Raw genomic sequence first — 25659 nt, forward strand, 5'->3', positions numbered from 1 at the left:
TTGCGCCCTCTTTGGATTGCGCGCCACGTTGCGCAATGCGCGCGGCGGATGCAAGAGGCGTGATCAGCCCTTGGTGGGCTTTTCCCCGACCGGGCCACCTGCTGCTTGCCAGCCTTTGAACCCGTCGCTGATATGGCTTACGCCCTCTAGTCCCATGTCCTGCGCGGTGCGCGCTGACAGGGCCGAACGCCAGCCGGAGGCGCAGTAGAACACAAACCGCTTGCCGCTTTGGAATTGGGGTTTGGCATAGGGGCTTTCGGGGTCGATCCAGAATTCCAGCATCCCGCGCGGGCAATGAAACGCGCCCGGGATCATGCCGTCGCGCTCTAACTCGCGCGGGTCGCGCAGATCGACAAAGATTACGTCATCGGTTCCGTGCCTATCCAACATCTCGGCTGCGGGCGCGTGGCTGACCACTGCGTTTGCCTCTGCCACCATGTCTTTGATGTGTTTCATTCAGTTCCCTCCCTTGGTGTTTCCGCAGTAAGCTAACGCTCGCAAAGACGGAAGGAAAGCGGCTGTGCTTGACTTTGCGTGCGCCTTGGCTCAGGGCTGCGCGCGACGAAAGGCCGTTGGAGAGCCGGACATGAGCGACACGCAAAAGAAACCCAATCGGCAGCAGGTCTACACGCTCTTGGTCGAAATCGGGCGCAAGACCGGCGATGGTTTGCCGGACAAGGCGACGGGCGCTGCGCTGATGATCTATGCCTCGGGCGTCGACGAGGCAGAGGCTGTGCGCGAAACGGTGGCGATCCTGAAACAGGCCGATTGCGCGCCTCTGGATGTGTCGGGTTACGGTACGTTGGCGGAACGCGAGGCCGAAGGCCACGACATCTCGGACGAGGAGCGGGCGTTGATGCAGCGTGCCTTGGATGAGAATTCTGTGATCGTCGCGCAGATGACCCCGTTCTTTGACTGATCATGTCTGAATTTTTGCCTGCGACCTAGCAGCGCAACAGGGGTGGAATTCCGTTAGGTAAACTCTATCTACGATTGCGGAACGTTGGGGCCAGCAGGGCCTCGTGCAATCTATCGGGGTGCGACTGGCTGCCAGTGTGTCAAGGACGCGAACGAGCGTGGGACCTGGAGTAAAATTCCATTTCACAATGATCGTTGGGAACGTATTAAAGCGTAAACTAAAAAACGCGTGGGTGAAACCATATCGCAAAGCGCGATTGGGATGGCACGACCTGTGCTAGGGTTTGTTGTGAAAAGTGACGAAGAGGCAGCAGTTCCAATGAGAGAACAGGCCATGATGGACAGCCGACTTGAGGCGGGCGCGCGCCGTCGCAAGTTGTCTTTTGCCTTTGTCTGGCTTGGGCTTTTGTTCACGTCTGTCTGGATGGTGCTTACCGGGCTGAGTGGTGAGCTTGAGGTTTTCCTTGTCGGGGCGCTCGCCTTTTCCGGCTTTGCCCTTGTGCGCGTGCTCAAAAACCAGTTGCCGCTGGTCTGGGTGAATACCTGCTGGCTGACATCGACCAATGTCGCGATCTTTCTTGGCGCCTGTGTCGTGCACGTTGATGGGCATATCGACATCATGCTGGTTCCGATGGTGGGTTTTCCCTTTGCTGTCTTCTCGATCTATCGGGACAGGTTTCACATCGCCGCTATGGTGGCCTTGCCGATCATTCTCTGGGCCACGTGGTTTTTCTGGCACGAAGACTGGAACCCGATCATTGATCAGGCAACGGCCGTGCGATTTTATGCGCCAATGTCTGCGCTGACCGCGTTTAGTATCATCGTCTATCCGGTTTTCTACTTTGCCATCGTTTCGGCGCAGCATTCGACCGAAATCAAGCGCGCCCGGCAAGACGCCGAACAATCAAGCCGTGCCAAAACCGTGTTGCTCTCGGGCATCAGCCACGAAATGCGCACACCTCTGAACGCGGTCATCGGTCTTGCCGAGCTCTTGCGGGAAGATGGCGTGACCAAAGGCGATGCGCAGCAGGCCGATTTTGCCAGTCGCATCATGCAATCTGGCGAGACGCTCTTGGCGACTGTGGAAAAGACCATGCATTTCGCCGATATCGCGGCACGTCGTTCCGCGGTGACGCTGGAGCCGGTGGCCGTTGCGGATGTGGTTGAGTTGGTCTTGGAGGCCTATCGCGACGAGGCTGCACAACGGGATGTCACGATCTTGGCTGAGCAAACCGGCACGCTTGTTCTTGCGGATGCAACCCTCTTCCAAGAGGCGTTGGCGCAGTTGGTGGAAAATGGTGTGCGGTATTGCGGTGCCGGGGGCTGCGTCAAGGTCGCGGTCGCTGGCGAACGGTCAGGGTATCACCGGATCACGGTGACGGATAACGGGCCGGGGTTCGGTGCGGTCGATCCTGCATTGGCCTTTGCGCCCTTTGAACGCTTGGCCCATGCGACCGGCACGACCTTTGGCGCGGGGATGGGGCTTGCTCTTGCGCGGATCAAGGCCGAAGCGATGTCTGGCAGTGTTGGGATAGATTTTGACGTGCCAAAAGGGGCGCGCGTCTGGATCGAATTGCCGGCGTTTTTTGACGAGGGAGCAACCCGGACCGCTCCTAAGCCGCGCGGTTCATTGCAAGCGTGATCGCCTCATAGGGCTTGAGCACCGGCCAGATTGGTCGAGGGTGTTCTGGCAGGCGGGCACGGTCGAATCCGGCCAGAACGCTGGCACCCAACAGGTCAGGATTGCGCCGGAGCCGCCCGATATAGAGGCTCTCTGTGCGCGTGCCTGCGACGATGATCTCTTCGTGGCCGGGCAACAGCACGTGATGATAGCTGACGATATCACCTGTCTGAGCATAGAGCGCCGAAAACCCGTTGATCAGATGCCGCGCTGGAACCAAAACGGCCTCGCATCCAAAGAGGTATTCCACTTCGGACCCCCGGATCACAAGCCTCTGTTGTGGTGAGACAACGACATCGCGGCGCAGGCCGAAATAGGGTGCGCGCAGCCGGACCGGGCGGAAACTGCCCATGGCAGGCACCCGCCGCGAGACTGTCTGAAGCACAGGGACAATCTGCCCTTCGTCGGTATCTATCAGATGCCCGCGTTTGAGTTGCCCCGCGGGCACATAGCCGCTTGGCGTGCAGACCGGCACGTTCGCAGTCAATCCCGGCATCGGGCCGATGGGTTCGATCCGGTTTGACAGGGCGACAAAGATAACGTCGGGGTCCATCTGGCGTTGCCTGGGATCGGTCAGCAGCGTGCGCAGATCCGCAAGCGGCATGGGATGCGGCGGCGGCAGCGCAATGCTGTGCACGCGGTCCATTTCCGGGCGCTCAAGCGACAGCCGCCCCCACCGGGCGGGAGCATCCCAAGCATAGGTCAGGCGCAATGTATCCGTGCGGTCATCGGCCTGATAGGGCAGGGTGGCATGGCGTACATCCCCGGCCTGCGTCTCGATCAGGACAATCCCCCCACCCGGTAGCGCCTGGATCGAAAAGCCGCCGCTCCAAGGATGGCTGCGACGAAAGGCCAGCAGGGTTTGCGGCCGCCCTTCGGTGGACAGTCGGGTTTCGATCATCAACGTGCCACGTGTCAGCAAGGCGGTTTCATCCGGCGGGGCAGACACGGCTTGCGGCGCGTCAAGCCCGTTCACGGCGAACCGCCCGCCCTCCTGATCGGATATCCCGATCCACCCCATCCTTTAGGCCGCCACGCCCTGAGCCACCAAGAGTCGCGCCTCATAACTCTTGAGCATGCGACGGGCGGCGGGGCTATAGCCTGCGCCGGTCTCGGGGTCGATTTCCGGGAAAAGTGCGCAAATCTCTGCGACGATCTCGGATTCAAAGCTGCGGGTGGTTTGTGGGCCGGGTAAAAAGCTCTCGGTTGGCAGGCCCTCGGAAAATACCACCTGATGGCGGTCAAAAAGGATGTGAACGTATTCTACCTCTCCTCCTTCGATCCTCTGCACGGAACGGCCATTGACCAGATCGCGCGCGGCAATCAGAACCTCACGCTCGCCAAAGAGCAACTCTGCCAGAGAGTCGCGGATCAGAACCCGGTGCAAGGGCGAGAGCAACAGCGCCCGGTGCCGTCCAAAGGTATCCGATGCGATACGAATAGGGGCGAAATCGCCGACAGCTGCCACCCGTCGACGCCCGATCCAGCGCAAGGGCTGTGCGCCGTCATCTTGTGTCACCACCAGATCGCCGGGTTGCAGCCTGTCTACGGGCACTTCACCCTTGGGCGTGCGGATCATCGTGCCTGCGACAAAGCAGGGCACCGAATTGACGGTGACAAACCCGATATCGGTTTGGCCGGTGCTGCTTTGGACCTCGTAGGTGAAATTGAAAACTTCGGTATCACCATCACCGATTATCTCGATAGTGCCGTCCGCATTCAGGAGGATTTGCTGGCCGGAATTCAGGGTGACGATGCCGCCAGCGACAACGGCCTTGCCGTTGATATGGGTGATCGTCAACGTGCCCGCGGTGTTATTCACATCATTGCTAAGCAGGTCGAGAATGCGGGTGCCATCAGGAAAGAGCGTGGTTGTATCATTCATCGCAACAAGCGTGGTTTGCACGCTGTCCGCCGCAATCAGAACGGTCGAGTCGTAGTTGGCATCTGTCACATCCGCAATGCCGATGCGGATGGAATTCACCTCGCCGGAGTTGACTGGGATGGTCAGGGTCAAAGTAACGGTAAACCCGTCCATCTCGGTGTTGAACTGATCTTGGGTGTTGTCGATGAAAAGGTTGCCGTTAGACCCCGAGTTGAGGTTGTTGGGGTCAATATCGCCATCCCCCACGCTGAGCGGCACAAGGCTGCCATTGACCCAAACGCCAAAGAAATCCTGAAACGCCCCGACGGCGAATTCTGGGTATTCCTCGGAGGCGAAGACGAATTGCATGGTCATCACATCGCCGGTAGGGATGAAATCCACATCGAGATATGAGGCGTCAAAGGTCTGAGCGCCGGCAGCGGCATTGAAATCCGCCACGCCATTCGGCCCGCTTGATGTGGTGGTTGTGCTTGCGCTCAGGTTTGATTGAAAGAAGTTGCTATTGGTGAAGCCGCGCAAATCGCCGGTCGAGAACAGGACGCCACTATCGCTTGGCACCACGCCGGGGGATATAGCATTGCCATTGCTGTAGATGCCCGACGAATCGCGGTCTCCGGTGTAGGAGGCGTTGACCACCTGAACGCCGTCACCAAAGATTGTCTGCGCCATCTGATTCGCGGATGCGTTCAGATTGATCGGAAGTTCGACGCCTGCCACCATATCACTGCCTGCCCCTTGTAGAGGCAGCGCCGACACGCGCACGCGCAGTCTATCAGACTGCCCGATCCGGGATGCGACGGCGCATAACTTTGCCTGTGCTGCGCCGTGCTGCTCGAATGTCGCGGGCCAGTCTGTCCTTTGCGGATCTGGTGGCCCTGACGTGGTATGTTTGCCCTGCCTCGGGTTTATTATATCCTTTTGGATAGCAAACAATTCCCGCGTTGTTAAGGTTTAATCGCCTTTGGCTAGAGGTGCGTGGAATCTGTGGCCCGATAGCCTTGGTTGCGGCGCGATTTGCCTTTGTGCGCGATCCACGCTAGGCCTCGGACAAAACTGCCGCACAGGACGCTTTTCATGCCTCACACCCCGCTCGATCCCGCCCAGCTGACGGCCGACCTCATTCGCTGTGCGTCGGTCACGCCCGAAGAGGGGGGGGCACTGCGCCTGCTGGAGCAGGTTTTGACAGATGCCGGATTTTCATGTGTCCGTGTGGATCGAGGAGAGGTGCCCAATCTCTTTGCCCGGTGGGGACCGAAGGGAGCAGCGCGCAGCTTTGGCTTTAACGGGCATACGGATGTGGTGCCGGTGGGGGATCTGGCGGCGTGGTCAGTGCCGCCTTTTGGCGGGGTCGAGAAAGACGGAATGATCTGGGGGCGCGGAGCCACAGATATGAAATCGGGCGTGGCTGCCTTTGCTGCTGCGGCGGTGGATTTCGTGCGAGACACGCCCCCCGACGGGGCTGTTATCTTGGCGATCACCGGAGATGAGGAGGGCGATGCCGTGGATGGCACGGTCGCCCTGCTCGATTGGATGACCGCCCATGGCGAGGCTATGACCGCTTGTCTTGTCGGAGAGCCGACCTGCCCCGAGCGGATGGGCGAGATGATCAAGATCGGGCGGCGCGGCTCGCTTTCGGCGTGGTTCACGCTGACAGGGGTGCAGGGCCATTCCGCCTATCCGCACCGCGCCCGCAATCCGCTCCCCGCAATGGCGCGTTTGATGGATCGGCTGGCCTCGCACCAGCTTGATACGGGAACGGCACATTTTGATCCCTCGACCCTCGCAGTCGTGACGATCGACACAGGTAATCCCGCAACCAATGTGATCCCCGCGCAATGCCGTGCGACGGTCAATATCCGTTTCAATGACGCCCATCACAGCACGGATCTGATCAAATGGATGCAGGCAGAGTTGGATCGCGTTTGCGGCGATTTCGAGATCACCGGCGAGATGCGCGTCAAGGTGTCTGGCGAGAGTTTCCTGACCCCGCCGGGGCCGCTCTCGGACCTGGTTGCGCGCGCGGTTGCGGCGGAAACCGGCGTGGTGCCCACACTCTCGACCACCGGCGGCACCTCGGATGCCCGCTTTGTCAAGGATCACTGCCCGGTGGTGGAGTTCGGCCTTGTTGGCCAGACGATGCATCAGGTCGATGAGCGGGTCGAAGTGGCGCAGATCCATCAGCTCAAGGCGATTTACGGGCGTGTTTTGCGCGACTATTTCGAATAATGCGCCGCTATTTGATCGTCATGGTCAAGGAACCGCGCCCCGGACGGGTTAAAACCCGTCTGGGTCGTGACATCGGCATGGTCGCGGCGGCATGGTGGTTCCGGCATCAGGTTGCGCGCCTTTTGCGGCAGCTTGACGATCCCCGTTGGCAGGTGGTTCTTGCGGTGGCTCCTGACCATGCGGGCTTCAAAAGCGGCGTCTGGCCAGATCATTTGCCCCGCGTGGCGCAGGGGCCGGGGCGATCTGGGCGACCGGATGGGGCGGCTGTTGCGCGGTATGCCACCCGGTCCCGTCTGCATCATTGGTGCGGATGTTCCGGGGATCACCCCGGCAAGTATCGCCCGTGCCTTTGCAGCGCTTGGACGCTGCGATGCCGTATTTGGCCCTGCGGTTGATGGGGGCTATTGGCTTGTCGGTCTGAAACGGGTTCAGGCTGTCCCGTCTACGCTCTTTCATGGCGTGCGTTGGTCAACCGAACATGCCTTGAGCGACACAATGAAAACACTGCCGGGCGCGCGCATCGCGCAGGTCGATATCCTGCGCGATGTAGACACGGTGAGTGATCTGGGTCCGCGCCGGTAGCCGCGCGGATCATCCTGCTCAGCGCTTGCGGTCGCGGCGGCTGCTCATCGGTTGGAACGCGACGCCCACATGCGCCTCGCAATAGGGTTTGCCGGATTGAACCGGCAGTCCGCAGAACCAGAAATCTGGCGTGGCGGGATCACCCACCGGCCATTTGCAGGTGCGTTCGGTCAATTCCATCAGCGTGAGCTTTTTGGCCTTCTTTTCGATCTCGCTGACCTTGGCCAAGGCTGCGGGGTCGATTTCGTTGGCCGAAGGCTGCGGTGGCAGCGGCTGGCCCGCAGGAATGATCGCCTTGATCCGGCTGATGGGGGCCACGGCGACCGGTTCATTCGCGGGTTCCGGCTGTTCCTCGGCCCGTGCTGCGGGCTTGGGTGCAGGCTTGGGCGCAGGCGCTTCGGCGGTCTTGGCCGCAGCGGGTTTGGCCTTGGGGTCTGGGGTGCTGGGGGCAGGGGCCCCTGTGGGCCCGGTGCCATTGCGATTGGACAGGCCAAGGCGATGCACCTTGCCAATCACCGCATTGCGGGTCACGCCGCCCAACTCCTTGGCGATCTGGCTCGCGGACTGACCTTCTCCCCACATCTTCTTTAGCATTTCAACGCGTTCGTCGTTCCAGGACATCGGGGCTTCCTTCGGTCAAAAGGCGGACCGGGCCCCGGGCCCGCCGCCTTGCAAATCTGATCAAGCCTCTATTCTAGTCACTGGCGTGTGAGTTACAAGGCATCGAATCGCGGGCAGGCAGCACATCGTGGTGGAAACGCGCCCAAAAGAGCCAGACCACGCAGGCAAGGAGCGATAAATGACAGATCACGCACGACACGAGGGATCGCCCGTCACGGCGGCAATGGGATCGCGGCGGTTCGGGCGCGTCAATTGGTTGGGGCTGGCCACGCTGGCAGAGCGTGAAACACGCCGCTTCATGGCAGTTTGGACACAGACCATTATGGCGCCTTTGGTGACGGCGGGTCTTTTTCTGCTGATTTTCAGCATCGCCATTGGTCCGACACGGGGCGATGTGATGGGCGTGCCTTTTACCACCTTTATCGCGCCGGGCATTCTGATGATGACGGTCATTCAGAACGCATTTGCCAATACCTCTTCGTCCATCGTCATCTCGAAGGTGCAGGGCAATATTGTGGATACTTTGATGCCGCCGCTCTCAGCGGGGGAGTTGGTGCTTGGCTATCTTGCGGGGGGCGTGGGGCGCGGCCTGCTGGTGGCTGTTGCGATCTGGCTTGGGCTGTGGGTTTTTCTTGGGATCGGGCTTGCGCATCCGATGTGGGCGCTCTGCTTTGTGCTGCTTGGCGCGGCATTTCTGAGTGGGATTGGCATTGTCGCAGGGATTTTTGCCAATAAATTCGATCAGATGGCGGCGATCACCAATTTCATCGTGACGCCGCTGGCATTTCTGTCGGGCACCTTTTATTCGGTCGAGGCACTGCCCCCTGTGCTCTACACGGTCACGCATTTTAACCCGATTTTCTACCTGATCGACGGCGCGCGCTATGGGGTGATCGGCGTGTCGGACAGCGATCCGCTGCTTGGGCTGTCGGTGGGCGCTACGGCGACCCTCGTGATCTGCCTGACGGCTTGGCGAATGCTGGCCACGGGATATCGGCTCAAGGCTTGAGGGGCAATATCGGCTACCCTGCAAAGAACAAGAGGGGGAGCACGCCGAGCAACGTGGACACGAATCCGCCGTCATCTTTGCCCTCATCTTCAGCTTGCTGATCTGGTGGGTTGTTTTGGTCTTGTGGCGGGGCTTCGGGGGGCAGCATGGGCAGGACCGGATCATCAGCCGGCACATCCTGTGCTGCGATCTCTCGCACCGCGTCGGTATAGGTGGGGTTGGACATCTCGATCATCAGGATTTCCCGAGGGGCCAGATCCGCGATCAGAATACCATCCGCCAAAAGCGCACTCGCGTCTTCGTGGGTGATCTGTGGTTCTGCTGATGTGAAAGTAGGATTTTCCCCCTCGGCCACGCCGAGCCGTGTGATTGAGACCTCGCCGCTCTGCGTCACCAGATTGTTGAAGTCGACAATCTGCTCGCTCTGCCCATCAGAGGTTGAGGCGATGAAGGTCACGAGCCGGTCTTGGGCATAAAAGCTGTGCACATCGGCAGTGGTGCCTTGCAATTCGGTTTCTCGTCCTGCGCTGCCAACAAGCGCCAGGGGTCGTGTGCCCGGAAGAACCTCGTTCATCAGCCGAAACATCTCTCCGGCGACGCGCATTTCGGCGTCTCCCTCAACCTCGGCTAGGGCGGTGCGGCTGTTCAGCTGAAGCGCCCAGGCATGCGCGGCATCAACCCCGCCCCAATGAAACGCTTCGACGATGTTGAGCATTTCATGGGCCTGTTTCAGGCCAAATTCTTCTTCACGGGTGTCCCCGACCGTGCGCTTGAGGTTCCACTCTGTGGCATAGACCTTGAGGTCTGGCATTTCCTCGAGCCAGGTATCCCCGATTTGGGATAATTCAAAGTAGCGGCTACCCGGTACATCCTCACCGCGCGAGTAGATATGTGCGACGATCCCATCCACTGCCGCGCGCTCTGCGTCGGTATCGAACTGGTCCATGAGGATTGCGTTGTTCACCTTGGACCATGCGACCTCGCCGGACGAGTAGATGTATCCCTCCTCGGACAGGGACAGGCCAAACATCTGGTTCGCAGCGGCAAGCTGTTCTGAGCCTGTGCCGTCAAAGAGGCCGGACAAGTCCGATACCCCGTGGTTCGTTCCCATCTGCACGAGAATATCAGTATCCGCAAATTGCGGGCTTGCGGGATGCCGTGACATCTCTTCCTCGACGATCAGCGCCATTTCAGAGGCCAGACGCCCATATTCGACAGTGTTCATCTCACCGCTGCCCCAATATTCATTGCCGATTTCAAAGGCCTGAATGACGGGTGCAGTGCCGAAGTTGCCCTCGGCGATATCCGCGATGAATTGTCGGACGGCCGTCTCGTCAACATCCGCAAAACGATGGCCATTTTCATCGCTGACATCAGTCAGAAAGTCACGGGTCGGCAGAACAAGGGTCAGCGCAATGCCCGCTTGGGTGGCATAGCTGAACATCTCGGTCACGGAGGTCTGGACCGGTTCGTCAGTGGTGCGCGGCGGCTCTGACAGACGATCCGCCTCATAAATGCAGGCGCAATTTTCTGTCAATGCGCCACCGGGATAACGCAGATGCGCCATTCCGAGTGTTGCAGCGGTGTCCGCAAAGGTGCCATTGGTGCCGACGACATCGCGTGTCGCAAGCAGGTTGCCCCCAAAATGCGCGGCAGTAAAAGACGGACCCCCGACGTCCTCGATCGACAGAATGAACGGCATCCCACGGCTCCAATGTGTCTGAAACGAACCGACACAGCATTGTTTCGCCTGAAGATACTATTTAAGGGATAAATCAATAATCACAATACAACTTTAAAGTGATTATCGTTGTATTGCAAGGTCTAAGCCGCCTCTTGGCGGGGCTGATAAGCCAAGTCTGAGGGGTTGCGATAGCGCCTTTGGCCGCAGCCATAGGCGCGATGCTGTTTAGGTTATGATCTGGATTGGCAGGGCTTAGCGACAGACCCGCTCGGCGCGTTGCGCATAGGCGCTGTAGGCGTCCCAAAATCGCTCGTCGCCGGGGCGTTTGGATTGACGGATATCTTGCGCCACTTGCGGGTCGCGGTAGAACCGGACAGCGCGGCGTTGCTGAGCACTGCTGAGTGTATCATTGGCAACGGCCTGAATGCAGCCGCATAGGGCACGTGAGCGCGCCTTGCGGTCGGATTGCATGCACGCTGAGCTGATCGGGCCGCTGGCCATCGGCGTGGCACCGCTGGTCCCACGACCGCCATCACCCCCGCCACATCCTGCAAGTGCCAGAACCGCACCCAACATCACCCAATGCTTCATAGCCCGCGCCTCTTGCTCGTTTGGTCCGCCCGGTTGTGGGCTTTGTTATTCGGAATGTTTGCCTGAATTACCGAGATTCTTCAATTCGCAACAATGCTCTGGCCCACGATAGTTAACACAAGGTCTCTAAGCCGACTGAGCAGAGTGTATTTCTATAGCCTGCTTTTCCCGATCCCCAAAGTATCCCTAGGAGGCCAATGGCGGTATTGGTATCGCCTAAGATTTTTGCGATGAATGGGATGTCTATTCCGCGTGTTCTTCTCCGCCTTTCCCATGGCGGAGCAAAGGTTTAGCCGTATCGCGCCACGCCTGTCTTGCGCGCCATTCTTGGTCGTACAGAACTGCGTTTGCGCCTATCCGCACAGGCACCGGGCGGCGGGAGAAGTCGCTGGTGATCCAGAAAGCAGGGGCTGCGGCACAGATGTCAGCCACGTGCCAAGCGCGAAAGACTGCCGCATCACGGTGGACAGCCTCTAGTCTTGTGCATTGTCGGTCTGTGGCCCATCGGGACGAAGGTTCGAAGTGCGGGCATGCGCCTGGCTCATCGGACACCGGCAGATTGACGCTCCAACCTGCCGTTCGGTCCACGAGCTCGGCGCTATTTCTTCTTCTTGCCTTTTTTGGACTTCTTATCGGAGCCGGATTTGTCGCCCTTCTTCTTCTTATCTTTCTTTTTGTCTTTCTTGGGCTTCTTATCCTTTTTGCCCCCGCCTTTCTTGGACTTTGGCTTGTCCTCAGATGGTTTGGTCTCTGCGGTCTTTTTTGCATTGACCGGGGCCGCTTTGGGCAGCTCTGGGGCGGCGAGAACCATATTGGCCACGGCGATGAACCGCTCGGCGCGCGCCTCTGAGATGCCGCGCACTTGGATGAGTGTCGCCACATTGGCTTTGCTCAGGTGTTCGGTGGTCGTGATGCCGATATTGGCAAGGCCAAGGGCGATAGCGGGGCCGACGCCGGGGATGTCGTTGAGATCTGACATGGATTTTGTCCTGTGAAGTCGTGAGTTGCAGTTGAATGAATGCGGGTCTGTGAGGTCTTTATATATGGGCTGTTTCAGTATTTGAGGGTCGTCATTTCCGCTTTTTATCTCGTTTGGCTTTGCGCTTTTTCTCTTGGGTCTCAGCTATGTCATTCGGGATGGTAGGTGTCGGAATTGGGGGCGACGCCTGTGTTTCATGGGATTTGACAAAGCCACGTATGAAAGCGCGGATCTCGCGTGCCGCACTCGTATCCAAGGCTTCGCAAAGCGCAATGAAGTCATCACGTTCCTTGCCGTTGATACGCAGAATGAGCTGGCTGTCCTTGCGGTCTTTCTTGTTGAGTGGTCCATCTGCCATGTGGCGGCGTCCTTAAATGCCCGAAAAGTAACACAATGCCTATGCAATGTATATACATTCTTAATGTGACCCCGAGCGTTCGCCAATAAAAAACGGCCCGCCATTGGCGCGCCGCTTGCTTGTCTTGAAGGATAGTAAGCCTGCCGGGTCAGGCGGTGCCGCCCTGCAACGGTAGCACCGTCAATTCCCCCTCTTGCCGCGCCTTGATAGCAAGGGCGGCGGCATGAGAGCCGGCCATGGTCGTGTAATAGGGGATCTTGTCGTAAAGCGCGACCGAGCGGATTTCGCGACTGTCCTCGACTGCCTGCGTGCCTTCGGTTGTGTTCATCACAAGCGCTATCTGACCATCCTTGAGCAGATCGACGATATTGGGGCGTCCCTCATAGACCTTGTTCACGATTTCGCACGCAATGCCTGCTTCTGACAAAAAGGCCGCTGTGCCGCGCGTGGCGATGATCTCGAACCCAAGGTCGACCAGTACTTGTGCCGCTTCGATCATCTGCGGTTGCTTGTCCATATCCTTGATCGATATGAACACACGCCCGCTTTCAGGAAGGTCCACGCCCGCGCCCATCTGCGCCTTGAGGAAGGCGCGCGGGAAGGACACATCCCAGCCCATTACCTCGCCGGTCGAGCGCATTTCCGGACCAAGGATCGTGTCCACACCGGGGAAGCGGGCAAAGGGAAGAACCGCCTCTTTGACAGAGAACCACGGCATATTGGGATCAGCCAGCGTCATCTGATCGGCCATTGGCAATGTGCCGGGCTTGGTATCTTTGGGGTAGGGGCCGCGGAAGGGAAATGCGTCGAGCGTTTCACCCGCCATGAGGCGCGCGGCGATTGATGCAATGGCGCTGTCGGTCGCCTTGGCCACGAAAGGCACGGTGCGGCTTGCGCGGGGGTTGACCTCGATCAGATAGATGTCGTCGCCCTTGACCGCGAATTGCACATTCATCAGCCCTACAACGTTGAGCGCGAGCGCTAGGGCTTCGGTCTGCTTCTTGATCTCGGCAATGGTTGCATCGCTCAGCGAATAGGGGGGCAATGAGCAGGCGGAGTCGCCTGAATGCACGCCCGCTTCTTCGATATGTTGCATGATGCCCGCCACATGAACGCGGCTGCCATCGCAGAGCGCGTCTACGTCACATTCGATGGCACCAGAGAGATAGCTGTCGAGCAGCACGGGGCTATCGCCCGACACCACGACCGCCTCGTTGATGTAGCGTTCCAGATGCGCCATGTCGCGCACGATCTCCATTGCGCGGCCACCCAAGACATAGGAGGGGCGGATGACCAATGGAAAACCGATGTCTTCGGCAATCGCAAGGGCCTGCGCCCCGGTGCTGGCGATGCCATTATGCGGCTGTTTGAGGCCAAGTTTGGTGACAAGCGTCTGAAACCGTTCCCGGTCTTCGGCCAGATCAATCGCGTCGGGGGTGGTGCCAAGGATTGGAATTCCCTCAGCTTCAAGCGCACGGGCAAGTTTGAGCGGCGTTTGCCCGCCAAACTGCACGATGACCCCATGAAGCGTGCCGTTTTCCTGCTCTTTGGTCAGGATTTCCATCACATGCTCGAACGTCAGAGGCTCGAAATAGAGGCGGTCTGACGTGTCATAGTCGGTCGAGACTGTCTCGGGGTTGCAGTTGATCATGATTGTCTCATACCCGGTCTTGGACAGGGCAAAGCAGGCATGGCAGCAGCAATAGTCGAACTCGATCCCCTGACCGATCCGGTTGGGGCCGCCCCCCAGAATGACCACCTTTTTGGCGCCGGATGGGCGCGCCTCGCATTCGACCTCGCCCATCATCGGGGCCTCGTAGGTGGAATACATGTAGGGCGTCTGTGCCTCAAACTCGGCGGCGCATGTGTCGATCCGCTTGAACACGGCACGCACCCCCAAATTGACGCGGGCACGGCGCACCTGACCTTCATCGCGACCCGTCAGCTTGGCCAGACGTGCATCGGTAAAGCCCAGCATCTTAAGCTGGCGTAGGCCATTCTCAGTCAGCGGCAGGCCGTCGCGCCGGATGCGCTCTTCGGCGTCAACGATCTCTCGGATACGGGCAAGGAACCACGGATCGAACGCGGTTGCGGCGTTGATTTCGTCGTCGCTCAGGCCGTGGCGCATAGCCTGTGCGATGGTGCGCATACGGTCTGGGGTGGCAACCGAGAGCGCGCGGATCACGGCGGCCTTGTCAGGGGCCCCCTCGATCTCGACCTCGTCAAAGCCGGTGAGGCCGGTTTCCATCGACGCCAACGCCTTTTGCAGGCTCTCGTGGATGGTGCGCCCAATCGCCATCGCTTCGCCCACCGATTTCATCGCGGTGGTCAGATGCGGCTTGGCACCGGGGAATTTTTCAAAGGCAAAGCGCGGAATCTTGGTGACGACATAGTCGATGGTCGGCTCGAAGCTGGCCGGTGTCACCTTGGTGATGTCATTGTCCAACTCATCGAGCGTATAGCCTACCGCCAGTTTGGCCGCGATTTTGGCAATCGGAAATCCCGTGGCCTTGCTTGCCAGCGCCGACGACCGCGACACGCGCGGGTTCATCTCGATCACCACCATGCGGCCATCTTCGGGGTTCACCGCCCATTGCACGTTGGAGCCGCCGGTTTCCACCCCGATCTCGCGCAGCACGGCAATGCTGCCGTTGCGCATGATCTGGTATTCCTTGTCGGTGAGGGTCAGCGCAGGGGCCACGGTGATCGAATCGCCCGTATGCACACCCATCGGGTCGATGTTTTCGATAGCACAGACGATGATTGCGTTGTCCGCCTTGTCGCGGACCACCTCCATCTCGAATTCCTTCCATCCCAGAAGGCTTTCGTCGATCAGGATCTGGCTTACGGGGGAGGCATCAAGGCCGGTCTTGCAGAAGTGGATATAATCGTCGCGATTATACGCCACGCCGCCGCCGGTGCCACCAAGGGTAAAGGCGGGGCGGATGATCGCGGGCAGGCCGACGTAATCAATCGCCGCCATACATTCATCCATGTTGTTGGCAATGGTCGCCTTGGGATTCTCGATCCCGAGCCGGTCCATCGCCTCGCGGAAAAGCTTGCGATCTTCGGCCATTTCAATGGCCTGACGGTTGGCCCCGATCAGTTCCACGCCGAATTTTTCGAGCACGCCCATATCCGCCACCGCAAGGGCGGTGTTCAACCCGGTTTGCCCACCCATCGTTGGCAAGAGCGCGTCGGGGCGTTCCTTTTCGATGATACGGGCGACCACTTCGGGGGTTATCGGCTCGATATAGGTCGCATCGGCCAATTCTGGGTCGGTCATGATCGTGGCCGGGTTCGAGTTGACGAGGATCACCCGATACCCTTCTTCGCGTAATGCCTTGCAGGCCTGAGCGCCGGAATAGTCGAATTCACAGGCCTGTCCGATGATGATTGGCCCCGCTCCGATGATCATGATGGATGAAATATCGGTTCTTTTCGGCATATCGGTCCCCGGGCAGCTGGAAGGGCAGGAGGGGCTGGCCCACCTGCGCAAATTGGTGGGGTTATAGCCATCACGGGCCGGGGTGCAAGGGGCAAACCCGTGCCATGCTCAGGAGGTTTCGGGCAACTCTGCCGCATCCTTTAGAAAGACCCGGTCGAGCGCGCCTTTCGCGCTCTCCTTGACGTCCATCAACACTTGCCCAACTTGCACCGGTGCGACAGAACACCAGACACTGATCAAGCCGCCGCCGCCCTTTTGCGCGCTTGCTGAGCCCCCTGAAAACGCCTTTATCCAGCGTTTCCCCGACTTGAAGCGCAGCCAAGGGCGCCTGTGACCGCAAAACTGGTTCAAACCGACGTATTTAAGGGTGTGCTTTGTGGATCACGCGCCTAAATACATCCCACTTGCCAAGAGGATGCGACGTGCAGATTCGTTTCGATCATGGGCCCAACACCGACGCCTGCCAGTTTGCTCAGCCCGAACGCCTGATCGTGGCGCAGACGCCCGAAGAGGTGCCCGCCGCACTTGCAGTGCTTGACGAGGCGCGGGCAGAGGGCTTTTGGCTGGCGGGCTTTGCAAGTTATGAACTTGGTCATGCGCTGGAGCCACGGTTGGCCTCGTCCATGCCCGCATCCCGTCGTTTGCCGCTGTTGCAATTTGGAACCTATGCCGCCCCCATCAAAGCCGCGCCGCTCAAGGCGGGGCAGGCCTCGCTTGGCGATCTGGTGCCTGACTGGGATCAGGCCCGCTATGCGCGGGCCTTTCAGGCGGTGCATGAGTATATCTGTGCGGGTGATATCTATCAGGCCAATTTGACCTTTCCGCTGCGCATGACGGCCCAAGGCACGCCGCAGGCGCTTTATGCCGCGCTCTGCGCCATTCAACCGGTGCGGTATGGCGCGTTGATCGAGGCGGCAGGCCTGCCCGCGATCCTGTCGCGTTCGCCCGAGTTGTTCTTTCGCACCCATGCCGATGGGCGGATCGAAACCCGGCCCATGAAGGGCACGCAGCCCCGCAGCACCGACGCGGCCGAGGATGCGCGGCGTCGGTTTTTCCTGCAATCGGACGCCAAAAACCGCGCCGAAAACCTGATGATCGTGGACCTATTGCGCAATGACATCAGCCGGGTCAGCCTGCCCGGCAGCGTGCGCGTGCCCGAGCTATTCTCGGTCGAGACCTATGAGACGCTGCATCAGATGACCTCGCTCATCACCGCTGATCTCATGCCCGATATGGGACTGTCGGATATTTTGCGCGCGCTTTTTCCCTGTGGCTCGATCACTGGCGCGCCGAAACTGCGCGCGATGCAAATCTTGGCCGAGTTGGAGCACCACGCCCGCGATATCTATTGCGGCGCTATCGGTTGGGCCGCACCGGATGGACGGGCCGAATTCAATGTGGCCATTCGCACGCTGATGCTCGAGGATGGGCGCGCAACCCTCAACGTGGGGGGCGGCGTGGTCTATGACAGCACGGCCTGGGGCGAATATGAAGAGGCGCTGTGGAAGGCGCGGTTCGCCCGTGCGCTTGCGCCTGTTCCTGCCTGATAGGGCCTATTCGGCAGCGTGTCGCAGGCCGTTAGCCCTGTTGCTGTATAGGTAATCGCGGGTCAGTGGCACGGCATCCTGTTTCGGTGTCAGTTGGAACTGGAACACCACCTGATTGTTAAGGCGAAAGGTAAGCTCGCTGGCGATCAGGTAATAGCGCCACATCCGACAAAAGCGCTCATCATAGAGCGTGCGGACTTTGTCGAGATTTGCCTCGAACCGGTCGCGCCAATGGCGCAGCGTTTCCGCATAGTGCAGGCGCCACACCTCAACATCCGTCGTCACCAGCCCGTGCCGTTCCACGGCGGCCACCGCCTCGGACATGGCCGGGCAATAGCCCCCCGGAAAGATGTATTTCGTGATCCAGGGGCTTGTTGCACCCGGCGGCCCCGCCCGCCCGATGGTATGGATAAGAGCTATGCCATCGGGGGCCAGCAGCCGTTGAACCGTGGCGAAATAGGCATCGTAATGGGGCACGCCCACATGCTCGAACATGCCCACGGATACGATGCGGTCAAACTGCCCCTTCACATCGCGGTAATCCATGAGGTGGAACCGCACCTTGTCCGCCAGCCCCGCCTGTTGCGCACGCTGATTGGCCACCGCATGCTGTTCCTGCGATAGGGTCACGCCCGTCACCTGCGCGCCAAAATCGCGCGCAAGCGTCAACCCCATGCCGCCCCAGCCACAGCCGATGTCGAGCACGCGCATGCCCGGACGGATCAGCAGCTTGGCGGCGATATGCGCCTTTTTGGCGGCCTGCGCCTCTTCCAGTGTCATGTCGGGGCGGGCGAAATAGGCGCAGGAATACTGCCGGTCGGCATCGAGAAAGAGATCGTATAGCGCGCCAGACAGATCGTAATGATGCGCTACATTGGCGCGCGACCGCGCCGCCGGGTTGAACTGATCCAGACGCCGCTTGAGCCAGCGCAGCGTTTCCATAGGACGCCGGAACCATGGCTGCCCCTGCGCCGCGATATTGGTGATCGCGAGGCTGAGAAAGCCGTAAAGATCATCGCCCGCGATCGTCAGCGTCCCATCCATATAGCCTTCGCCCGCCGCCATATCCGGCGAGAGCACGATGCGCCGGGGCAACGTGGGATCATGCAGCGTCACCGCAATGCCGTCGCCCTGCTCGCCATAGTGCCGCGTGACCCCGTCGGGGTAAGTCACGCTTAGATGTCCTTGCTTGAAAAGATGGGTCAGCAACCCGTCCAGAGCCCTTGTCCACATGTCACACCCCATGTCCGCGCGCCTAACCCGGCGCAGTTCAACGGCGTACCAAACTTGTCCCTCGGCCCGAGTTCTCTGGGCCTGCCTGCTCATGTGGCGGGTATTTTCGCGCAGATTGCCTTTTGTGTAAACGGTTTTGCGGCGTGCACGGCCCCACGCCCTTGACTTTGCCGCCCCGCCAAGGTGTATCGGCCCGAACCCGAAACGACAGCCCAGACTTGGGACCGGAGAGCCAACATGCACGCATATCGCAGCCATTCCTGCGCAGACCTGACAAAAACGGACGTGGGCGCGGATGTGCGCCTTGCCGGTTGGGTGCACCGTATCCGCGATCATGGCGGGGTTCTTTTTATCGACCTGCGCGATCATTACGGCGTAACTCAGCTCATTTGTGACCCCGATAGCCCGGTTTTTGCGCAAGTGGAAAAGCTGCGCAGCGAATATTGCATCCGAATCGATGGGGCGGTCAAAGCGCGCGATGCTGGGTTGATCAACGCAAAGATCCCGACTGGCGAGATCGAGGTGTTCATCCGCGACATGGAGATTCTGGGCTCTGCCGCTGAATTGCCGCTGCAGGTGTTCGGCGATCAGGAATACCCAGAGGAAACACGTCTGCGCTATCGCTATCTTGACCTGCGCCGTGAGGCGATGCAGCGCAATATGGTGCTGCGCTCGGATGTGGTGGCCGCGATGCGCCGTCGCATGTGGGACAAGGGATTCCGCGAGTTTCAGACACCGATCATTACGGCCAGCAGCCCTGAAGGCGCGCGCGACTTTCTGGTGCCGTCGCGTTTGCATCCGGGCAAGTTCTATGCGCTGCCACAGGCACCGCAGCAGTTCAAGCAGCTGATCATGGTGTCGGGCTTCGACAAGTATTTTCAGATCGCGCCCTGTTTCCGGGATGAAGACCCGCGCGCCGACCGTTCGCCCACGGATTTCTACCAACTCGACCTTGAGATGAGCTTTGTCGAGCAGCAGGATGTCTTTGACACCATCGCGCCGGTGATCGCAGGTGTGTTCCAAGAGTTCGGTGGCGACAAGACGGTGGATGCGCCCGAGGCCTGGCCGCAGATTTCCTATGCGGATTCAGCGCTCTGGTATGGCACCGACAAGCCCGACCTGCGCAACCCGATCAAGATGCAGGATGTCTCCGAGCATTTCCTGGGGTCCGGTTTTGCGATCTTCGCCAAACTGTTGGAGCAAGACGGCACAGAAATTCGCGCCATTCCCGCGCCCACGGGCGGCAGCCGCAAGTTCTGCGACCGCATGAACGCCTTTGCCCAGAAAGAGGGCCTGCCGGGGATGGGGTATATTTTCTGGCGCGAGGCCGATGGCGCGATGGAGGCCGCAGGCCCCCTTGCCAAGAATATCGGCCCGGAACGCACCGAAGCGATCCGCCAGCAGCTTGGGCTTGGTGTGGGCGATGCCGCGTTTTTCCTTGGCGGCAAGCCGCAGGCCTTCGAGCGGGTGGCGGGCAAGGCGCGCACGGTGATTGGCGATGAATTGGGGCTGACGGATCAGAACCGCTTTGCCTTTGCCTGGATCGTCGATTTCCCGATGTATGAGGCCGATGAGACCACCGGCAAGGTCGATTTCTCGCATAACCCGTTTTCGATGCCGCAGGGTGGGATTGACGCGCTGAGCGGTGATCCTCTCAAAGTCTTGGGATATCAATATGATCTGGCCTGCAACGGCTATGAGCTGGTGTCGGGCGCGATCCGAAACCACAAGCTCGACATCATGATCAAGGCATTTGAGCTGGCGGGGTATGGCGAGGAAGAGGTGCGCAAGCGGTTTGGCGGGATGGTCAACGCGTTTCAATACGGCGCCCCGCCGCATGGCGGCTGTGCTGCGGGCATTGACCGGATCGTGATGTTGCTGGCGGGTACGTCGAATATCCGTGAGGTTATCATGTTCCCGATGAACCAGCGGGCCGAAGACCTGATGATGAATGCGCCCTCTGATCCAACCTCGGATCAGTTGATGGAGCTGGGATTGCGGATCATTCCACAAGACTAGGCGGGGCTTTCCCTTGGCGTGATATTCGGGCAATGTCGCGCCAAGGAACTGTGCAAGGCCCGAAAAAATGACGCAAAATAGGCCAGTTGGGCCAAAGCTGGTGAATTGGACCCCGCCGCCCGCGCCGGATGGTGCGCCGCTTGTTGGGCGATATGCACGGTTGGACAGGCTGGATTCGGATCGCCACGCGGCAGATCTGCACCGCGCGTTTTCGGTGGATGATGCAATTTGGGACTATCTGCCCTATGGGCCGTTTTCGTCCTCGGCGCAGTTGCACCGGTGGGCGCGGGAGATGGCGGCGGGGAGTGATCCGCTGTTTTATGCCATTACCGACCTCGACAGCGGGCATTTGGGGGGCGTTGCCAGCTATTTGCGGATCACGCCGCAGGCGGGCACAATTGAGGTGGGGCATATCAATTTTGCCGCCTCTCTTCAGCGCACCCGTGCCGCAACCGAGGCGATTTTCCTTTTGATTCAATGGGCTTTTGAAGCGGGCTATCGCCGGTTCGAATGGAAATGCGATGCGCTTAACATGCCTTCGCGACGGGCGGCGCAGAGGTTTGGGCTGAGTTACGAGGGGGTTTTCCGGCAGGCGACGGTGGTCAAGGGGCGCAATCGCGACACGGCGTGGTTTGCCGCGATTGACGCCGAATGGCCTGCGTTGAAAGAGGCCTTTACGCTTTGGCTGGACCCGTCAAATTTTGACGCTCAGGGCCAACAGCGCGAGAGCCTTGGCAGCCTCACGCGGTTGGTTCGGGTGGCCTCTGATCCGGCGCAGCGCTGAATTTCCCTTATATTACAAAAGGTCAGGCGGTGTGGCCTCTCGTGCCAGTTCTGCGGCAACCTGATCCAAAGGCACGATGCGGCTGTCCTTTTCACCCAAGCGGCGCAGGGATACGGTGCCATCCTCGACCTCGCGCGGGCCGCAGGCGAGGATCACAGGAACCTTGCCCAAGGAATGCTCGCGGACCTTGTAATTGATCTTTTCGTTGCGGGTGTCGGCCTCGGCGCGGATGTTAAGGTCTGTAAGGTTTTGGGCGACTTTTGTAACGTAGTCGTCGGCCTCAGACACGATGGAGGCGACCACCACCTGACGGGGGGCCAACCAGAAGGGCAGGCGGCCTGCGTGCTCTTCGATCAGGATACCGATGAAGCGCTCGAAGCTGCCCAGAACCGCACGGTGCAGCATCACGGGACGGTGTTTGGCCCCGTCGGTGCCGATGTAATTTGCATCCAGCCGTTCGGGCAGAACGAAATCCACCTGATGCGTGCCGCATTGCCATTTGCGCCCGATGGCATCGGTCAGGGTGAATTCGAGCTTGGGCCCGTAGAACGCGCCTTCGCCCGGGTTAACCTTGGGTTCGATGCCTGCGGCGCGGGTGGCGGATAGAAGGGCGGCTTCGGCCTTGTCCCAGACCTCGTCTGATCCGGCGCGCACATCGGGGCGGGTGGAAAAGAGAACTTCGAAATTCGGAAAGCCCAGATCGGTGTAGATACCCGACAGAAAGGTGATGAAGCGTGCGGTTTCCGATTCGATCTGATCCTCGGTGCAGAAGATATGCGCGTCATCCTGCGTGAAGCCCCGCACGCGCATGATGCCATGCAGCGCACCCGAGGGTTCGTAGCGGTTGCACGAGCCGAATTCAGCCATGCGCAGGGGCAGGTCGCGGTAGGATTTGAGGCCCTGATTGAAAATCTGCACATGGCAGGGGCAATTCATCGGCTTCAATGCGTTCACGGCTTTTTCGCGGGCGTGATCCTCGTCGACTTCGACGATGAACATATTTTCCTGATATTTTTCCCAATGGCCGGATCTTTCCCACAGCTTGCGGTCGACCACTTGGGGCGTGTTCACCTCGACATAGCCGCCGCGGCGTTGCTGGCGGCGCATGTAATCCTGAAGCGTGGTGTAGACGGTCCAGCCGTTGGGGTGCCAAAACACCTGACCGGGGGCCTCTTCCTGCATGTGGAAAAGGTCCATTTCGCGGCCCAATTTGCGGTGGTCGCGGCGGTCGGCCTCTTCAAGGAAGTTCAGGTAATCCTTGAGTGCGTCGCGGTTCTGGAACGCGACACCATAGATGCGTTGCAGCATTGGCCGGGTGCTGTCGCCACGCCAATAGGCGCCGGCCACGCTCATGAGTTTGAAGGCGTCGGCGGGCACCTGCCCGGTGTTTTGCAAATGCGGACCCCGGCAGAGATCCTGCCAGTCGCCGTGCCAATACATGCGCAGCGGTTCAGAGCCGGGGATCGCCTCGATCAACTCGACCTTATAGGGCTCACCTGTGTCGCGGTAATGCTGGATCGCGCGTTCGCGCTCCCAGATTTCGGTGCGCACCGGATCACGCAGGTTGATGATCTCTTTCATCTTTTTCTCGATGAGGCCGAGATCTTCGGGGGTGAAGGGGGCTGTGCGGTCAAAATCGTAATACCAGCCATTCGCGATGACCGGACCGATCGTGACCTTCACATCTGGCCAGATTTCCTGCACCGCGCGGGCCATGATATGGGCAAGGTCGTGGCGGATGAGTTCGAGCGCGGGCGCGTCATCCTTGATCGTGTTGATGCTGATGGCTGCGTCGCGATCAATGGGCCATTGCAGGTCCCAATGTGCGCCGTCCACATGGGCGGAAATGGCGCGCTTGGCCAGTGACGGCGAGATGCTGGCGGCCACCTCTGCGGGGGTTACGCCTGCGCTGTATTCGCGCGCATTGCCATCGGGAAAGCTGAGGGAAATCTGGGCCATTTTCTTGGCTCCTCGTCGGTTTGGCGCCCACGGAACGCCCGGTTGCGGGTTTGATACGCGTCACATGCCCGTTCAGGCGGGCAAGGTCAATAGGAGGGCTTTTTCGCACGGAATTTTGCATGCAAAAGCATACGTTTCTCCTTTTGTCGCAGTGCAGAAAAAATCTATGGACATGTCGGATATGAGGCCCTAAATGCCGTATATCGGACACGCAAGATTCTTGCGTGCGCAACCAGAAGGGGGCCTGACATGCCGAAGTATAATTCGAATTTTGAGTTGTCGGTCGCAGACATGGAGCTGATCGAAAGTGCCTTGCTCAAGACCAAGGCGGATCTAACGACACAACCTGACCGTATGGCCGACGGATTGGCCTGCGCGGATGAGACCCTGCGCAAGATCCACGATCTGCTGGGGCGGCTCCACAATCAAAAAGTGTTCTACCGGCCACGTCGCGGCGCCTATATCGGCGGCTGATCCCGGGTGCCACGCCTGCGGTAATTCCGGTTTGCGCCTCTGTGTTGCAGCGTGCATGATTGTGCCGTTGCAGAAACGGAGGGCGCGATGGCGGACCCTGACTATTTGGCTGGTCCAGAGGGCCGCAATCTGGCCTATCACCGGAGCGCAGGGAGCGGTCCGGGTGTGGTGTTCCTTGGTGGGTTCAAGTCGGACATGCAGGGCACCAAGGCGCTGTGGTTGGAAGACTGGGCGCGCGCAAAGGGGCGGGCCTTCCTGCGGTTTGACTATTCCGGGCATGGGCAATCCTCAGGCCGTTTCGAAGACGGCGCGATTGGCGATTGGGCGACGGATGCGCGGGCGGTCATCGAAGCCCTGACGGAGGGGCCACAAATTCTGGTCGGGTCCTCTATGGGGGGCTGGATTTCGCTTTTGCTGGCGCGGGCGATGCCAGAGCGGGTTGCAGGCTTGGTCACAATTGCCGCCGCGCCCGATTTCACAGAAGACGGAATGTGGGGCAGTTTTGACGCCGACCAACGGCATGCGCTGATCGAAGACGGGCAGGTTGCGTTGCCGTCAGACTATGGCGAGCCCTATATTGTCACAAGGCGGCTGATCGAGGAGGGGCGCAACAATCTGGTGTTGCGCAGCCCGCTCAATTTGCCCTTTCCGGTTCGATTTCTGCAAGGCACCTGCGATAGGGATGTGGATATGTCGGTGGCTATGCGGCTGTTGGACCATGCCACGGGGCCGGATATGCGGCTGTGTCTGGTCAAGGGAGCGGATCACCGGTTTTCCGATCCAGAGTGTTTGGCGCTGATTGGCGCGACCGTGGCAGAGGTGAGCGGGTGAGCCCCTTGTCGGGGGTGCCTATCTGGTGTCATGCTGGCGTCAGTGTGTTTCCATATGTGACGGGTCAGAGACAAGGATGACGGATGAGCAGTGAACCAGTCGTGTTCTTGCCCGGAATGATGTGCGACGCACGGCTTTTCGCGCCGCAGATAACCGCGTTGAGCCCGGATATGGCCGTGACCGTTGCGCCAATCACGGGCGGGGACCGGATCGAGGAAATCGCTTCGGACCTGCTTGATGTGCTGCCGCGCCGGTTTGCGCTTGCGGGGTTGTCGATGGGTGGGATCGTGGCGATGGAGATTTTACGCCGCGCGCCGGATCGTGTGACGCGGCTGGCGCTGATGGATACCAATGCGCTGGCCGAGACGCCGCAATCGGCCACGGCCTATGAGCCGTTCATCATCAAGCTGAGAACCGGGGCGGTGGCCGCGGCGGCGCAAATGTTGCTGCGGCCAGAGTATCTGGCATCCGGGCCACGGCGGGCGGAGGTGATGGCCGAGGTGGTGCGGATGGCCGAGGCGATTGGGCCGGAGGTGATTATCCGGCAGACGCGGGCGTTGCAGCGCCGGCGCGATTATCAGGCGGTGCTGCGGCGGTGTCAGGTGCCGGTGCTGGTGCTGTGCGGAGAAGAGGATGGGCTGACGCCGGTCAAACGGCATCGGTTCATGGCCGATCTCATCCCCTATGCCAATCTGGTGGTGGTGCCGGGGGCGGGGCATTTGCCGGTGCTGGAGCAGCCCGAGACGACGACGGCGGCGTTGCGAGGGTGGCTGCGGCAGCCGCTGGTGCTGCAACGGCGGGTGGATGCGTGAGGAAAGTGGCGGCGGGTG

The 25659-nt window shown here is 59.9% G+C and carries 21 protein-coding genes and 1 pseudogene; 11 read left to right on the forward strand and 11 right to left on the reverse strand.

Features of this window, described 5'->3' with window-relative positions; all coding sequences use genetic code 11:
- Positions 1-63 precede the first annotated feature (63 nt).
- A complete protein-coding gene (locus ROSMUCSMR3_RS13705; protein WP_008279173.1) occupies positions 64-456 on the reverse strand; it encodes a rhodanese-like domain-containing protein in 393 nt (130 codons plus the stop codon).
- Between the two features lie 130 nt (positions 457-586).
- Here ROSMUCSMR3_RS13705 and ROSMUCSMR3_RS13710 point away from each other — a divergent pair, with 130 nt between their 5' ends.
- Positions 587-919 (forward strand): hypothetical protein, encoded by a 333-nt coding sequence (locus ROSMUCSMR3_RS13710; RefSeq protein WP_008279172.1) that lies wholly within the window; start codon positions 587-589, stop codon positions 917-919.
- A gap of 333 nt (positions 920-1252) precedes the next feature.
- Entirely contained in the window at positions 1253-2560 is a 1308-nt protein-coding gene (locus ROSMUCSMR3_RS13715) for a sensor histidine kinase (RefSeq protein ID WP_237183451.1), read from the forward strand.
- On the opposite strand, the gene ROSMUCSMR3_RS13720 is transcribed toward ROSMUCSMR3_RS13715, so the two are convergent.
- Together ROSMUCSMR3_RS13720 and ROSMUCSMR3_RS13725 are read right to left on the reverse strand one after the other, a co-directional pair.
- Positions 2532-3620, reverse strand: a complete 1089-nt coding sequence (locus ROSMUCSMR3_RS13720) for a Hint domain-containing protein (protein WP_081507654.1) — start codon at positions 3618-3620, stop codon at positions 2532-2534. The two genes, ROSMUCSMR3_RS13715 and ROSMUCSMR3_RS13720, sit on opposite strands and share 29 nt — an antisense overlap.
- Before the next feature lie 3 nt (positions 3621-3623).
- On the reverse strand, positions 3624-5204 hold the full coding sequence (locus ROSMUCSMR3_RS13725; RefSeq protein ID WP_008279169.1) for a Hint domain-containing protein: 1581 nt from the start codon (positions 5202-5204) through the stop codon (positions 3624-3626).
- 354 nt (positions 5205-5558) lie between these two features.
- Between ROSMUCSMR3_RS13725 and dapE the strand changes: the two genes are divergently transcribed.
- Positions 5559-6710, forward strand: coding sequence for a succinyl-diaminopimelate desuccinylase (gene dapE, locus ROSMUCSMR3_RS13730; RefSeq protein ID WP_081507655.1), 1152 nt, complete (start codon positions 5559-5561; stop codon positions 6708-6710).
- Positions 6710-7292: pseudogene (locus ROSMUCSMR3_RS13735) on the forward strand (TIGR04282 family arsenosugar biosynthesis glycosyltransferase). The gene dapE and the pseudogene ROSMUCSMR3_RS13735 overlap by 1 nt, the downstream one beginning before the upstream one ends.
- Positions 7293-7310: 18 nt before the next feature.
- Here the strand turns inward: ROSMUCSMR3_RS13735 and ROSMUCSMR3_RS13740 are convergent.
- A complete protein-coding gene (locus tag ROSMUCSMR3_RS13740; protein ID WP_008279166.1) occupies positions 7311-7913 on the reverse strand; it encodes a GcrA family cell cycle regulator in 603 nt (200 codons plus the stop codon).
- Positions 7914-8136: 223 nt separating this feature from the next.
- Between ROSMUCSMR3_RS13740 and ROSMUCSMR3_RS13745 the strand changes: the two genes are divergently transcribed.
- Positions 8137-8922 carry an ABC transporter permease gene (locus ROSMUCSMR3_RS13745; protein WP_087148904.1) on the forward strand — a complete coding sequence of 262 codons (786 nt, stop codon included), beginning with the start codon at positions 8137-8139 and terminating at the stop codon, positions 8920-8922.
- 13 nt (positions 8923-8935) lie between these two features.
- On the opposite strand, the gene ROSMUCSMR3_RS13750 is transcribed toward ROSMUCSMR3_RS13745, so the two are convergent.
- The 5 genes from ROSMUCSMR3_RS13750 to carB form a co-directional block, all read right to left on the reverse strand.
- Entirely contained in the window at positions 8936-10624 is a 1689-nt protein-coding gene (locus tag ROSMUCSMR3_RS13750; protein WP_081507657.1) for a type I secretion protein, read from the reverse strand.
- A 234-nt stretch (positions 10625-10858) separates the two neighbouring features.
- A complete protein-coding gene (locus ROSMUCSMR3_RS13755; RefSeq protein WP_081507658.1) occupies positions 10859-11197 on the reverse strand; it encodes a hypothetical protein in 339 nt (112 codons plus the stop codon).
- Between the two features lie 598 nt (positions 11198-11795).
- Positions 11796-12176 carry a helix-hairpin-helix domain-containing protein gene (locus tag ROSMUCSMR3_RS13760; protein WP_081507659.1) on the reverse strand — a complete coding sequence of 127 codons (381 nt, stop codon included), beginning with the start codon at positions 12174-12176 and terminating at the stop codon, positions 11796-11798.
- A 91-nt stretch (positions 12177-12267) separates the two neighbouring features.
- Positions 12268-12534 carry a hypothetical protein gene (locus ROSMUCSMR3_RS13765; protein ID WP_008279161.1) on the reverse strand — a complete coding sequence of 89 codons (267 nt, stop codon included), beginning with the start codon at positions 12532-12534 and terminating at the stop codon, positions 12268-12270.
- Between the two features lie 148 nt (positions 12535-12682).
- Positions 12683-15982 carry a carbamoyl-phosphate synthase large subunit gene (gene carB, locus ROSMUCSMR3_RS13770; RefSeq protein WP_037296663.1) on the reverse strand — a complete coding sequence of 1100 codons (3300 nt, stop codon included), beginning with the start codon at positions 15980-15982 and terminating at the stop codon, positions 12683-12685.
- Between the two features lie 422 nt (positions 15983-16404).
- Here carB and ROSMUCSMR3_RS13775 point away from each other — a divergent pair, with 422 nt between their 5' ends.
- Entirely contained in the window at positions 16405-17529 is a 1125-nt protein-coding gene (locus ROSMUCSMR3_RS13775) for an aminodeoxychorismate synthase component I (protein WP_081507660.1), read from the forward strand.
- Between the two features lie 6 nt (positions 17530-17535).
- On the opposite strand, the gene ROSMUCSMR3_RS13780 is transcribed toward ROSMUCSMR3_RS13775, so the two are convergent.
- Positions 17536-18762 (reverse strand): SAM-dependent methyltransferase, encoded by a 1227-nt coding sequence (locus tag ROSMUCSMR3_RS13780; protein WP_081507661.1) that lies wholly within the window; start codon positions 18760-18762, stop codon positions 17536-17538.
- 237 nt (positions 18763-18999) lie between these two features.
- Between ROSMUCSMR3_RS13780 and aspS the strand changes: the two genes are divergently transcribed.
- Both aspS and ROSMUCSMR3_RS13790 read left to right on the forward strand, forming a co-directional pair.
- Positions 19000-20781 (forward strand): aspartate--tRNA ligase, encoded by a 1782-nt coding sequence (gene aspS / locus ROSMUCSMR3_RS13785; protein ID WP_081507662.1) that lies wholly within the window; start codon positions 19000-19002, stop codon positions 20779-20781.
- A 67-nt stretch (positions 20782-20848) separates the two neighbouring features.
- Positions 20849-21565 (forward strand): GNAT family N-acetyltransferase, encoded by a 717-nt coding sequence (locus ROSMUCSMR3_RS13790; RefSeq protein ID WP_081507663.1) that lies wholly within the window; start codon positions 20849-20851, stop codon positions 21563-21565.
- A gap of 12 nt (positions 21566-21577) precedes the next feature.
- Here ROSMUCSMR3_RS13790 and thrS read toward each other — a convergent pair whose 3' ends face one another.
- Positions 21578-23524, reverse strand: a complete 1947-nt coding sequence (gene thrS, locus ROSMUCSMR3_RS13795; protein WP_081507664.1) for a threonine--tRNA ligase — start codon at positions 23522-23524, stop codon at positions 21578-21580.
- A 249-nt stretch (positions 23525-23773) separates the two neighbouring features.
- On the opposite strand from thrS, the gene ROSMUCSMR3_RS13800 reads away from it, so the two are divergent.
- The 3 genes from ROSMUCSMR3_RS13800 (at position 23774) to ROSMUCSMR3_RS13810 (ending at position 25641) form a co-directional block, all read left to right on the forward strand.
- Positions 23774-23998, forward strand: coding sequence for a hypothetical protein (locus ROSMUCSMR3_RS13800; RefSeq protein WP_008279152.1), 225 nt, complete (start codon positions 23774-23776; stop codon positions 23996-23998).
- Between the two features lie 87 nt (positions 23999-24085).
- Positions 24086-24829 (forward strand): alpha/beta fold hydrolase, encoded by a 744-nt coding sequence (locus tag ROSMUCSMR3_RS13805; protein ID WP_081507665.1) that lies wholly within the window; start codon positions 24086-24088, stop codon positions 24827-24829.
- A gap of 83 nt (positions 24830-24912) precedes the next feature.
- Complete coding sequence (locus ROSMUCSMR3_RS13810; RefSeq protein ID WP_008279150.1) at positions 24913-25641, forward strand: alpha/beta fold hydrolase; 729 nt, start codon at positions 24913-24915, stop codon at positions 25639-25641.
- The last annotated feature ends 18 nt before the right edge of the window (positions 25642-25659 follow it).

Source organism: Roseovarius mucosus (assembly GCF_002080415.1).
Taxonomy (GTDB): domain Bacteria; phylum Pseudomonadota; class Alphaproteobacteria; order Rhodobacterales; family Rhodobacteraceae; genus Roseovarius; species Roseovarius mucosus_A.

Coding starts and splice junctions, on each gene's coding strand:
- ROSMUCSMR3_RS13810 (WP_008279150.1), top strand. CDS start 24,913: ATGAGCAGTGAACCAGTCGTGTTCTTGCCCGGAATGATGTGCGACGCA.
- aspS (WP_081507662.1), top strand. CDS start 19,000: ATGCACGCATATCGCAGCCATTCCTGCGCAGACCTGACAAAAACGGAC.
- ROSMUCSMR3_RS13790 (WP_081507663.1), top strand. CDS start 20,849: ATGACGCAAAATAGGCCAGTTGGGCCAAAGCTGGTGAATTGGACCCCG.
- ROSMUCSMR3_RS13780 (WP_081507661.1), bottom strand. CDS start 18,762: ATGTGGACAAGGGCTCTGGACGGGTTGCTGACCCATCTTTTCAAGCAA.
- ROSMUCSMR3_RS13755 (WP_081507658.1), bottom strand. CDS start 11,197: ATGAAGCATTGGGTGATGTTGGGTGCGGTTCTGGCACTTGCAGGATGT.
- carB (WP_037296663.1), bottom strand. CDS start 15,982: ATGCCGAAAAGAACCGATATTTCATCCATCATGATCATCGGAGCGGGG.
- ROSMUCSMR3_RS13750 (WP_081507657.1), bottom strand. CDS start 10,624: ATGCCGTTCATTCTGTCGATCGAGGACGTCGGGGGTCCGTCTTTTACT.
- ROSMUCSMR3_RS13800 (WP_008279152.1), top strand. CDS start 23,774: ATGCCGAAGTATAATTCGAATTTTGAGTTGTCGGTCGCAGACATGGAG.
- ROSMUCSMR3_RS13705 (WP_008279173.1), bottom strand. CDS start 456: ATGAAACACATCAAAGACATGGTGGCAGAGGCAAACGCAGTGGTCAGC.
- ROSMUCSMR3_RS13745 (WP_087148904.1), top strand. CDS start 8,137: ATGGGATCGCGGCGGTTCGGGCGCGTCAATTGGTTGGGGCTGGCCACG.
- ROSMUCSMR3_RS13720 (WP_081507654.1), bottom strand. CDS start 3,620: ATGGGGTGGATCGGGATATCCGATCAGGAGGGCGGGCGGTTCGCCGTG.
- ROSMUCSMR3_RS13715 (WP_237183451.1), top strand. CDS start 1,253: ATGATGGACAGCCGACTTGAGGCGGGCGCGCGCCGTCGCAAGTTGTCT.
- thrS (WP_081507664.1), bottom strand. CDS start 23,524: ATGGCCCAGATTTCCCTCAGCTTTCCCGATGGCAATGCGCGCGAATAC.
- ROSMUCSMR3_RS13760 (WP_081507659.1), bottom strand. CDS start 12,176: ATGTCAGATCTCAACGACATCCCCGGCGTCGGCCCCGCTATCGCCCTT.
- ROSMUCSMR3_RS13725 (WP_008279169.1), bottom strand. CDS start 5,204: ATGGTGGCAGGCGTCGAACTTCCGATCAATCTGAACGCATCCGCGAAT.
- dapE (WP_081507655.1), top strand. CDS start 5,559: ATGCCTCACACCCCGCTCGATCCCGCCCAGCTGACGGCCGACCTCATT.
- ROSMUCSMR3_RS13765 (WP_008279161.1), bottom strand. CDS start 12,534: ATGGCAGATGGACCACTCAACAAGAAAGACCGCAAGGACAGCCAGCTC.
- ROSMUCSMR3_RS13805 (WP_081507665.1), top strand. CDS start 24,086: ATGGCGGACCCTGACTATTTGGCTGGTCCAGAGGGCCGCAATCTGGCC.
- ROSMUCSMR3_RS13740 (WP_008279166.1), bottom strand. CDS start 7,913: ATGTCCTGGAACGACGAACGCGTTGAAATGCTAAAGAAGATGTGGGGA.
- ROSMUCSMR3_RS13710 (WP_008279172.1), top strand. CDS start 587: ATGAGCGACACGCAAAAGAAACCCAATCGGCAGCAGGTCTACACGCTC.